This is a genomic window from Porphyromonas sp. HMSC077F02, from assembly GCF_001815465.1.
Classification (GTDB): domain Bacteria; phylum Bacteroidota; class Bacteroidia; order Bacteroidales; family Porphyromonadaceae; genus Porphyromonas_A; species Porphyromonas_A somerae.
The window spans coordinates 115,323-126,260 of sequence record NZ_KV820675.1; the positions used below are offsets into that span (position 1 = coordinate 115,323).

A 10,938-nucleotide genomic window follows, 5' to 3' on the forward strand; every position below is an offset into this window, starting at 1 on the left:
GACATAACTATGTGAAAGGAGATAAACTATGGCGAAAAAAAACTATGTGTTGGATACCAACGTGATACTTCACGATTATAAGTGTATCAATAACTTCCAGGACAATAATGTATACATACCAATTACTGTCTTGGAGGAGGTGGATAAGTTTAAAAAAGGTTACGAGCAAATCAATTTTAATGCTCGGGCTTTTACTCGCACACTTAATGAAATCATTGGTGGTGCTGAGGCTGACTCTTCTGCTAAGGAAAATGGTGTCAAGATTGAGGAAAATGGGGTGCTTATTAATGCCGACGGAGGTAAAGTATTTATACTAACTAGTGGGCAGCATCACAGTAAGGTATCAGAAGTATTTAAGGAAGATCTAAATGATCATAGGATACTATCTGCAGCACTTACTCTCTCTGAGCACTCTGACCTACCAACAATACTGGTGACTAAAGACTTTAATCTACGGATCAAAGCTCTTTCATTAGGATTGAAAGCCGAGGATTATACTACCGACAAGGTGGATGTGGAGGATATCTCTACTTCCGACTTTAGCGAGGTGGAAGTGGATGACCCAGCAGTGGTTGATTCATTATATAGTGCTGGTAATGAAGGTCTGCCAGTAAGTGAGCTATCATTACCATCTGCTCCTATTCCCAATCAAACTTTTATTCTCAAAAGCCCACAGAGCTCGGTCTTGGTGAGGACTTTAAGCACTGGAGAGAGCGTTCGCCGCATTGAAAAGCGGACCTTTATGGGTATTACCCCTAGAAATGCGGAGCAAACAATGGCATTTGATCTCCTAGCTGATCAGTCAATATCCCTAATTGGAATGACAGGTACAGCAGGAACGGGAAAGACCTTACTCGCTCTCGCAGCAGCACTTGCACAGGAAGAAGATTACCAGCAAATCTTACTGGCTCGTCCGATCGTTTCGCTTGCCAATAAAGACTTGGGATTTCTCCCTGGTGACTACAAGCAGAAGATTATGCCCTATATGCAGCCATTGTTTGATAACCTTAATGTGATTAAGGCTCAGTTTGGTGAGAACTCTAGCCAAGTGAGAAAGTTGGAAGATATGCTTTCGAGCGAGAAGCTAGTGATCGAGGCACTTGCCTATATTAGAGGGCGTAGCCTTTCTAATGTAATTTGTATCATTGATGAGGCTCAAAACCTAACTCCTCAGGAGATAAAGACGGTAATTACGCGTGCTGGTGATAATACGCGTATGATATTCACTGGTGATGTGCATCAAATTGATAGCCCTTATCTTGATAGTAGGAGCAATGGTCTTGCCTATATGATTGAGAGGATGAGGGGAGAGGACTTCTTTGGTCACGTAAATCTTGTGCAGGGTGAGCGTTCACACCTCAGTGATATGGCAGCGAAGAAATTATAAACGTGATAATATAAACTATATAAATACCTAACAGATGCAGCATTGAATATGGCAAAGAAATCTATTAAGTTTAGTCTCGTATACCGAGATATGTTTCAGAGCTCTGGTAAATACCAACCAAGAGCTGACCAATTGGCTAGAGTGGCACCACTCATCGTGGAGATGGGGTGCTGGGCACGTGTAGAGACTAATGGTGGAGCTTTTGAACAAGTTCAACTACTCTATGGTGAAAACCCAAATAAGGCAGTAAGAGCCTTCACAAAAGCCTTTAATGAGGCGGGCATCCAAACACATATGCTTGACCGTGGCTTGAACGCACTTCGTATGTACCCTGTACCAGCTGATGTAAGGCGTTTGATGTACAAGGTGAAAAAGGCACAAGGAGTCGATATTACTCGTATCTTCTGTGGTCTTAATGATGTGCGTAACATTATCCCTTCTATCCAATATGCCAAGGAGGCAGGGATGATCCCTCAGGCTGTTCTTTGTATTACTCACTCACCTATCCATACCGCTGAGTACTACACAGGTATCGCTAAGCAACTGATCGATGCTGGTGCTCCTGAGATTTGCTTGAAGGATATGGCTGGTATTGGTAGGCCTACTCTTCTTGGTAAGGTGGTTAAGGCAATTAAGGAGTATAATCCTGATGTAATTGTACAGTATCACGGCCACTCTGGTCCTGGTTTCTCTCCTGCTTCTATGCTAGAGGTGGCTCGTGCTGGTGCTGATATCCTTGACTGTGCAGTAGAGCCACTAGCTTGGGGTAAGATTCACCCTGATGTAATTACCATACAAGCGATGCTCAAGGCTGATGGCTTTGATGTGCCTGAAATCAATATGAATGCATATATGAAAGTAAGGAGTATGACTCAGGAGTTTTTGGATGATTTCTTGGGCTACTTTACAAACTTTGGTAATCTACAGTCTTCTTCTCTGCTCGTGGGTTGTGGATTGCCAGGTGGTATGATGGGATCTATGATGGCCGACCTAAAGGGTATCCACTCTGCGATCAATATGTATCATAAGCAAAATAATGAGCCTGAGCTGACCATTGATGACTTGATGGTGAAACTCTTTAAGGAGGTAGAATATGTATGGCCAAAGCTGGGTAACCCACCATTGGTAACTCCATTTAGCCAGTATGTCAAGAACGTTGCCCTAATGAATGTATTCAATATGGAGCGTGGCGAAGGACGTTGGCAGGCTATTGATAAGAATACATGGGGTATGATCACAGGAAAGTCTGGCAAGCTACCAGGCACCCTGGCTCCAGAGATTATAGAGCTAGCTAAGGAGAAGGGCGAGGAGTTTACCGATGCCAACCCACAAGACTACTACCCAGATGAGCTGGATAAGTATCGTAAGATCATGGATGAAGAGGGTTGGGACTATGGTCAGGACGATGAGGAGCTATTCGAATTGGCAATGCACGAGCAGCAGTATCGTGACTATAAGAGTGGCGTAGCAAAAGAGCGCTTTGAGGCAGACTTGGCTAAGCTACGCGCAGAGGATCAGGCAAAGAAGGGATACACAGCTGATGACGTGAAGGAGCTCGTTAGAGCCAATTATATCCCTGTTACTGCTCCCGTAAGTGGACAAGTATTCTGGGAGCTAGACTTTGAGGACCAGTCTGCTGCACCAGCAGTTGGTACTTCTTATAGAGCTGGTAGCAAGATGTGCTTTATCCAGACCAATGTACTCTATACCGTAGATGTCAAGGCTGGTATCTCTGGACGTATCCGTGAGATTGTAGCCGACCAAGGTGCGCATGTACGTAAAGGCGATGTGATTGCTTACATGGATGACTGTGAGGATTTCCTACCCGAGCCTGAGGAGCAAAAGGAGTATGTTAAGCGGTTGTAATACCTTACGGTATCTTACACGAATGTAATTAAGAGGAGGGGAGCTTGCTCCCCTCCTTTTCTTGACTTATAAGTAGAAAAAAGAGAGGTAAGTCTGAACTTACCTCTCTTTTAATTATTTTCTCCTTAAGAGTAAATTGGAAACTTTTTGCTGTTAATCTTCTAGGCTAGGATCCTCATCATCCGTATCCAGCATATAGGAAAGCTCATTCTTATCAGAGTCATAAAACTCATACTCTAGCATTCCTAATGATTCATCGGCGATAATGTCTATGCCTTTCCCGTACTTGCTACGCCATGAGGACAGGATAGAACCTCCTAAGAAGCCCTTCTTTTTGGTTAAGTAGGCAGCCACAAAAGGATGTAAATGGATGCTAAACTTCTTAACACCCTCCTCTTTCGTCAACTGGTTAACCATCTTCTCCACTTCATCAGTAAAGAATAGAGTGGGCTGAACTTGTCCCTTACCATGACAAGTTGGGCAGACTTCCTCTGTTTCAATGCGAGTAGCTTGGCGAACTCTCTGACGGGTTATTTGCATGAGACCGAACTTGGTCAATGGTAAAATGGTATGCTTGGCTCGGTCATTTTTCATATACTCATTCATTTGCTCAAAAAGCTTCTGTCTATTTGCTGCTTGAGCCATGTCAATGAAGTCTATGATAATAATACCACCTAAGTCGCGCAATCTCATCTGCCTTGCTATCTCCTCTGCTGCCGACAGATTGACATCAACAGCGGTGTCCTCTTGTTGCTTAGAACCTCTAGATCTATTCCCGCTATTGACATCCACCACGTGCATCGCTTCAGTTTGCTCAATCACTAGGTAGGCACCACTCTTGTAGGTAACAGTCTTCCCAAATAAATGCTTAATCTGCTTGCTTACATCAAAATAGTCGTATATGGGCCTTTTCCCTTCGTAGAGCTTGACGATATTGCCATGCCCTGGGTCAATAAGCTCAATATAATCTTGAGTCTCTTGCACAAGAGACTTATCATTGATGTAAATGTCTTTAAAGTTGGAGTTGTAAGTATCTCTCAAAAGACTTAGCAAGCGATTACTCTCTTGATGTAGCATGTATACATCAGGGGTGTTATTGCCTCCTTTTTTACCACCTTTTGCTTCTTGCGGCTGGTTGTTTTGTGGCTCACGGCTAAGGTTTTCGACTGTCAGGCTCCACTTCTTTACCAGAGATCTTAGCTCGTGGTGCAACTCAGCTACCTTTACACCTTGTGCAGAGGTGCGAACGATTACGGATACATTCTTTGGCTTGATACTCAATATCAATTGCTTAAGCCGCACGCGCTCTTCAGGCTGACTGATCTTTTGAGAAACCGAGACCTTGTCAGCAAATGGGATTAGCACTAGATACCTACCAGCGTATGATAGCTCGGTAGAGATTCTAGGACCCTTAGTGGAGATAGCTTCTTTGGTTACTTGGACCATCAGCTCCTCGCCTTGCTGAAGCATATCAGCGATAGATCCAGAGCGGTCTATCTCCTTTTCCAATTTTACTCTCTCGGGAGAAAAGTTTTTGCCATACTTCCTCGCAGCTTGGATAAAGCTCTTAGCCGTCTTGAAGTTAGCACCTAGATCTCGGTAATGAAGAAAGGCCTCCTTCTTATGACCAATATCTACAAATGCCGCATTCAGCCCTGGCATAATTTTCTTTACCTTGCCGAGGTATATGTCGCCCACAGAGTAAGCAATATTTTGCTTCTCTCTTTGGAGCTCTACCAATCTGCTGTTTTCTAATACAGCGATGGAGACCTCCTTGGGTCTAACATCAATGATCAATTCACTTTTCACTCGAAATCTGGTAATAAATGATTAATAAATATATCTAGCAAAATGCCTAAAAAAGGAATAAGCTCCTAGAGCTGTCGCTATTCAGATTGAAAAAGCCACATCTCCCAGAGCTTATTATTTCTGGTATCGGAAGGCTACTAGCCACCCACTACTAAGCTTTTAGCATTCGTACTAGAAACCACCCATTAGTGAAGTATATCAAAATGAGTCCTCACTAATACGTTCGATATTACTTCTTCTTATGACGGTTCTTGCGCAGTCTCTTTTTACGCTTGTGCGTCGCCATCTTATGTCTTTTTCTTTTCTTTCCGCTTGGCATAATACAAATGTTTATATTAGTTATTATCTACTTACCTAAACCAATAGTTTAGGCGTTCTTCTTATCTACTTTTACAGTCAATGACTTAGAGGGCTTGAATGCTGGCACCTTACGTGGAGGCAATTGGATTGTCGTATTTTGAGTAATGTTTCTAGCGGTTTTCGCAGCACGTTGCTTAATAATAAAGCTACCAAACCCACGGAGGTATACGGGTTCACCAGATGCTAGGCTTGTACTCACTACATCCATCAATGCTTCTACAGTGTCCATGACTTGCTTTTTCTCGAGACCTGTCTTTCTCGAGATCTCGGCTACAAGTTCTGCTTTAGTCATATCTTTATATATCTTTCTAGTTCGTTATAAACTTATTGGAATGCTTATAAATGCCTTCCCATTGACTATCAATCATATCAATGGACTGCAAAGGTACCATTTTTAATTGGCATTCTGAAAGATTTGCTGTGCTTTTTCGCTCTGCCCTATATTTTAACAAAGTATTCCATTTAATTGTTCTAGGGTAGTTGCATACAATTCCTTTTTTCGTGAGATATGCTCAAGCACGGATAGTACGATAGGATTTTCCGCATATTCTGCCTCAATCTGTTCGGTATAGGTAGTCGTCTGCATATCCGAATTCTTCACTCCGAAATTGACACGACCGATGATGTTGTACTCCTTATGCGCATCATTCAGCAATGCATCATCAATCGCTAATACAGCATCAATCCAGTCCTTAAGTATCGAGCGAATAAGCTCAATGGTTAGTGGATGACCCTCATTAATATCGTACCAACGACAAAGCAGATCGAAGCTCCAATCCCACTCATACTCATAGTACATCTTGTGTAATCCTCGAATCCTATGATTAATCTCGGGGAGCGACTTCAGTTGCTTCCCTCTAATTTCCCCCATGATTTCTTGAATGCACCCAAGCGGAGCAATCATACCACTGGCATCAATCCATTCACCTTTTCCAAAAGAATGGTCCGGCATAAGAACCTCTAGTAGTTTCTGTTCTGAAGTGATTGCCTCATTGCCAAACTTATTCTGAATCCTTTGAATCAAAGAGTTGCCAATAAACTTTTCAATTCCCCATTTATAGATCTCTAGCCCCTTCTCTAGGCTACTAGGTTTGATGAATAGATTGTAGTAGACATAGACGTGCTCGTGCCCACCTAGGAACTTCTTCAGCGAAAGTAGCTTGTTATATGCGCGCTCCATCTTTCCTATAGTAAATGGGCTCAGAAGGTTGTAGTTGATACAATCAGGGCGAATAGTCTCAGGTCGTTTATCACGTGCTGGCCACTTCTTGGCATCTCTCATAGTCCCCACACTTAGCAGGTTGCGGCCTGGCACTAAGTAACTCCTATTGTCATCCTCCAATAAGTAACTAAAAGGGAAGTCAGTGGTATCTACATTATGTACGTGTCGACCCATAATCAGGGTGAATGCCCCGATCCTCGATGGCCATAAGATATAAGAGTCCGAGCTAGTTTTAGACCCACGCTCTACAACGCCTTGGTGGATCGGCCCCAGCTTATAAAGGTGGTTACTTTGGTTAGAACCACTTCCGGCATTAAGAAATGAAAAGTGACCTGCAATCAGCAAGCTACTCTTATGGCTAGAAACGGTAAATGGACCAGCAAAAATAGCGCATGCCTCTCCATTCTCCAAATTGCAATTGGCAAAAATCAGCGAGTCGTGTGCCGAGAATAGATGATCTATGTGGCAAGATTGCCCTATGAAGCAGCGCTCAATAATAGAGCTTCCGCCTATCTTCGCACCCAGGGAGGCCACAAAGTCACGCCCCATCACATTGTACCCAATCTCGATAGGGTGTTCTGCAGAGCTGCAGAGACTACAGTTTTCAAGAAATGTCGCCCCTTCCACCTTAGCGTGTGCCCCTATGTAGGCATTCACTATAGAACCACAATTACGTATCGACACACTCTCTTCGATGATTCCTCTCTCAGACTCCGCCTCCCTTGCCTCTTGGTCTACTAAATCAATTAACGACCCACGAAGAGCACCATCTTGCCGACCAATTAGCGTAAACATATAGGCAGTCTGTGCCGTTAAATCTCTAGATATTGGCACCTCCATACCCCCTGTCTCATTCAGAACAGAAGCACGTACACCTATCCCGAAGGTGCTACATCCCTTCATCGCCACTACATTTACATTGCTAATTGTTACATTGTCCCCAATGTCGTATCTCGAAATAACATCATGGACGTGATCAATGCAGACACCATTGCCGATCTTGCATTCATTAATACTTGCCGACCTAATGCCATTCTGTACAGCAATGCCGTACTCATTCACCCTACTACCCGATAAGTCGCCGATCTGACAACTCCCTGAAAATTGTACATCTCTACAGCTCTCCGGGTCAAAAGTCTCTGCGACCTTTACCAATCCCCATTGCTCCGAGCGGCAGTTATTTTTTTCTAGTACTGCCACCTCGGAGCGAGTAAGTGTTCTCATAGTATTTATGTTGTTTGTGTGTAAAAATCAGAGCTCGGTCAAAACCTCATCCAGCTCCTTTCTCTTAAAGGGCAGAGTATTCGGATCTACCTCAGGGTAGCCTATCGCTAAAATGCTGATAGGACGGCGTGCATTTACATCTAAGCCAAAAAGCTCGCAGCACTTAGGGCGGTCAAAATTGCAAATCCATAGGCTTCCAACCCCTTCGGACCATGCCTGAAGCATCATGCTAGTAGTAGCAATGGCACAGTCGGTATACAGCGAAGTATCCCCCACACCATCAGGGTAGGTCCAGCACTGATCTACCTCACCGGTGATGAGTACATAGGCATAGGCCCCTTGTACCCATTCCCTATCGTAGCATGCCCAAATCTTCTTTCTCGCCTCTTCACTCCGAATGAGATAAAAATGCCATGGTTGTCGGTTGCATGCCGATGGGGCTATATGACCCGCTTCTATAATCCTTTCCAACGTCTCATACGGGACCTCCTTCTTAGCGTCAAATTTTCGGATCGAGCGTCGTGTCCGCAATAGATCAAGCATATTGTCCATAGGTGTTATTTGTTTTTGGTTTGTCATGAAATAAGAAATAAAACGCAATGGTAATAATTAGAGCATAGGTGGCAAAGATGAACCACGAATTGGGGTATCCATATCCATCTACCACCCAACCAGCTACATACGATCCAATAAAAGAGCCAAAACCATTGGTCATCATCAGGAATACCCCCTGAGCACTGCTACGAATACTAATGTCGGTATTCTGGTCTACGTAAAGAGAGCCCGAGATATTGAAAAAATCAAAGGCTACTCCATACACAAGCATCGAGAGAATGAGGAATATAACCCCGCTCCCGGGGTCACCTAAACCTAAAAAGCCAAACCGCAGTACCCAAGCGAAGAGACTGATCAGCATCACCACCTTGATCCCAAAACGCTTTAGGAAAAAGGGGATGAGTAAGATGCAAAGTGCCTCAGATATTTGCGATAGTGAGATAAGGGTACTCGAGTACTTCACTCCAAAACTATCGGCATACTCTGCCATACTTCCAAAGTGATTCACCAAGTAATCATTGGCAAAGCCGTTGGTGATCTGTAAGCAGATCCCTAGCAACATACTAAATATAAAGAATACAGCCATCCTTCGTTCCTTAAATAGCCTAAAGGCTTCGAGACCTAGCTTTGCTACAAGTCCTTTACTAGAAGAGCTTGCTACCTTGACGATAGGGGTGGGCTTGAACGTAAGCATATAGAGTGCCAGTGCAAAAGAGAGCCCAGCAGAGATGTATAGCTGTACGTGAGTAAGTTTGGCTCCAGTCCAATCTACAATCAGCATCGCCACAATAAACCCAATGGTGCCGAATACTCGGATGGGGGGAAAGTGCTTTACGGCGTCAAGATTCGCCTCTCCCAACTTACTATACGCCACAGAATTGGTGAGCCCAAGAGTAGGCATATAAAAGCAGACACTCAAGAGGATAAAGCTGTAAAGACCTGCATAATCCACCCTCTGAGCTGCATAGATCATCAGCACTCCTGCAAATAAATGACACAAGGCGATTAGTCGCTCCGCTGGAATCCACTTATCCGCCACAATACCCATCAATGTGGGCATAAAAATAGAGGCAATTCCCATAGTCGCAAAGAAACTACCTATCTGTAGCCCCGTAAAGTGTAACGTTCCCCCTAAGTAAGCACCTAGTGAAATCAACCATGCTCCCCAAACTGCAAATTGCAGAAAGTTCATGATGATCAGTCTCAGCTTCAGTGCACCATTATCTCTTCCCATAAACTAGTTATCTATATGCCTGAATGGCATTATTCCATACATTCATTCAAAAAATTATCACTACGCATGTCACTTATCAGCTGAATCATGGCTTCCCTATTAGGGCTTTGCATCTCCACAAGAGGCAACCGTAGGTTTTCATCCAGTAGTCCAAGCTCAGCCATGGCACACTTCACCCCAGCTGGGTTGCCATCGATAAAAAGGAGGGTGAAAAGCTCCTTAAAGAAGTGATGTATCTTAAGAGCTTTATCATACTGCTTCTCCTCAATCAAGTGCACCATCCGTCCAAACTCACGCGGAAAGGCATTGCCAATCACCGAGATCACCCCATCCACACCCATCGTCATAAGAGGGAAAGTAATAGTATCATCGCCTGCTAGCACAAAAAAGCCCTTTGGGCGCTGCTTAGATACAGCATCAATTTGGCCTACGATACCGCTCGCCTCTTTAATCCCAATGATATTTGGGCAATCATTAGCTAGCCGAATAGTGGTGGCAGGCAACATATTCACTGAGGTGCGAGCTGGTACATTATAGAGCACAATGGGCAATGGAGAGGCCTCTGATACCGCCCGGAAGTGTTGGTACAGACCCTCTTGCGACGGCTTATTGTAGTAGGGGCATACCACCAATACTGCGTCCACGCCATCCCGAGGCATACTTCTTAGGCGATCGATCACCCTTAGTGTGCCATTATGCGACACTCCTACCACCATTGGCACCCTACCATTATTCACGTTGGCGCAAGTGTGGATAATCCTGTCTTGCTCCTCCTCGCTCAAGGTTGGAGTCTCTGCAGTAGTGCCCAAAACTACCAAGAAATCGGCACCACTCGCTATCTGTCGCTCTACTAGACGCTCCAGTACGTCATAGTCTACACTTTTATCTTGCTTGAAGGGAGTGACAAGGGCAGTACCAAGACCCCTCAAATATAAACGCTCTTTCGTACGACTCATATAAAAAATGTAATCTATCCTTCTCCCCATAACTGATAAGCAAACTTATAAATAAATTTTGAGATCGGTGCTCTATACAACCTAAAAAATCACATGGTTATCTATTAGTGGTGGGCACTATGAGGGCTCTTATTTGTCGGGCATGTTTGGCGCCAGAGCTATTCTTATCCCCATGGAACGCTCACTTTCTAGAAATAAATGCCACGAAACGGAGTGAAAATTTAGCAATAATGGGGTTCCCGAAACTTCATTTGCAACCGACTGGAATTCAGGGTTATACAAAGGCACTTATTGAGATGCAACTAAGCAATCGGCGAGTTGCAAC

At 44.0% G+C, this 10,938-nt stretch carries 8 protein-coding genes; 2 read left to right on the forward strand and 6 right to left on the reverse strand.

Going from position 1 to position 10,938, the window contains the following annotated elements; translation table 11 throughout:
* Nucleotides 1–28 precede the first annotated feature (28 nt).
* Together HMPREF3027_RS06110 and HMPREF3027_RS06115 are read left to right on the forward strand one after the other, a co-directional pair.
* Nucleotides 29–1,387 (forward strand): PhoH family protein, encoded by a 1,359-nt coding sequence (locus HMPREF3027_RS06110; RefSeq protein ID WP_021903844.1) that lies wholly within the window; start codon nucleotides 29–31, stop codon nucleotides 1,385–1,387.
* Nucleotides 1,388–1,435: 48 nt separating this feature from the next.
* A complete protein-coding gene (locus HMPREF3027_RS06115; protein ID WP_018029010.1) occupies nucleotides 1,436–3,253 on the forward strand; it encodes a biotin/lipoyl-binding protein in 1,818 nt (605 codons plus the stop codon).
* Nucleotides 3,254–3,406: 153 nt separating this feature from the next.
* On the opposite strand, the gene HMPREF3027_RS06120 is transcribed toward HMPREF3027_RS06115, so the two are convergent.
* The 6 genes from HMPREF3027_RS06120 to dapA all read right to left on the reverse strand — a co-directional run bounded on the left by HMPREF3027_RS06120 (nucleotide 3,407) and on the right by dapA (nucleotide 10,613).
* Complete coding sequence (locus tag HMPREF3027_RS06120) at nucleotides 3,407–5,062, reverse strand: Rne/Rng family ribonuclease (RefSeq protein WP_070707649.1); 1,656 nt, start codon at nucleotides 5,060–5,062, stop codon at nucleotides 3,407–3,409.
* Between the two features lie 367 nt (nucleotides 5,063–5,429).
* Nucleotides 5,430–5,714: an HU family DNA-binding protein gene (locus tag HMPREF3027_RS06125; protein WP_018028847.1), complete on the reverse strand. Its 285-nt coding sequence runs from the start codon at nucleotides 5,712–5,714 to the stop codon at nucleotides 5,430–5,432.
* A 153-nt stretch (nucleotides 5,715–5,867) separates the two neighbouring features.
* Nucleotides 5,868–7,868 carry a DUF4954 family protein gene (locus HMPREF3027_RS06130; protein ID WP_070707650.1) on the reverse strand — a complete coding sequence of 667 codons (2,001 nt, stop codon included), beginning with the start codon at nucleotides 7,866–7,868 and terminating at the stop codon, nucleotides 5,868–5,870.
* Between the two features lie 27 nt (nucleotides 7,869–7,895).
* On the reverse strand, nucleotides 7,896–8,411 hold the full coding sequence (locus HMPREF3027_RS06135; RefSeq protein WP_246830548.1) for a nitroreductase family protein: 516 nt from the start codon (nucleotides 8,409–8,411) through the stop codon (nucleotides 7,896–7,898).
* Nucleotides 8,404–9,657 carry a nucleoside permease gene (locus tag HMPREF3027_RS06140; protein ID WP_018028850.1) on the reverse strand — a complete coding sequence of 418 codons (1,254 nt, stop codon included), beginning with the start codon at nucleotides 9,655–9,657 and terminating at the stop codon, nucleotides 8,404–8,406. The genes HMPREF3027_RS06135 and HMPREF3027_RS06140 overlap by 8 nt, the downstream gene beginning before the upstream one ends.
* Nucleotides 9,658–9,686: 29 nt before the next feature.
* Nucleotides 9,687–10,613: a 4-hydroxy-tetrahydrodipicolinate synthase gene (gene dapA / locus HMPREF3027_RS06145; protein WP_070707652.1), complete on the reverse strand. Its 927-nt coding sequence runs from the start codon at nucleotides 10,611–10,613 to the stop codon at nucleotides 9,687–9,689.
* Nucleotides 10,614–10,938 lie beyond the last annotated feature (325 nt).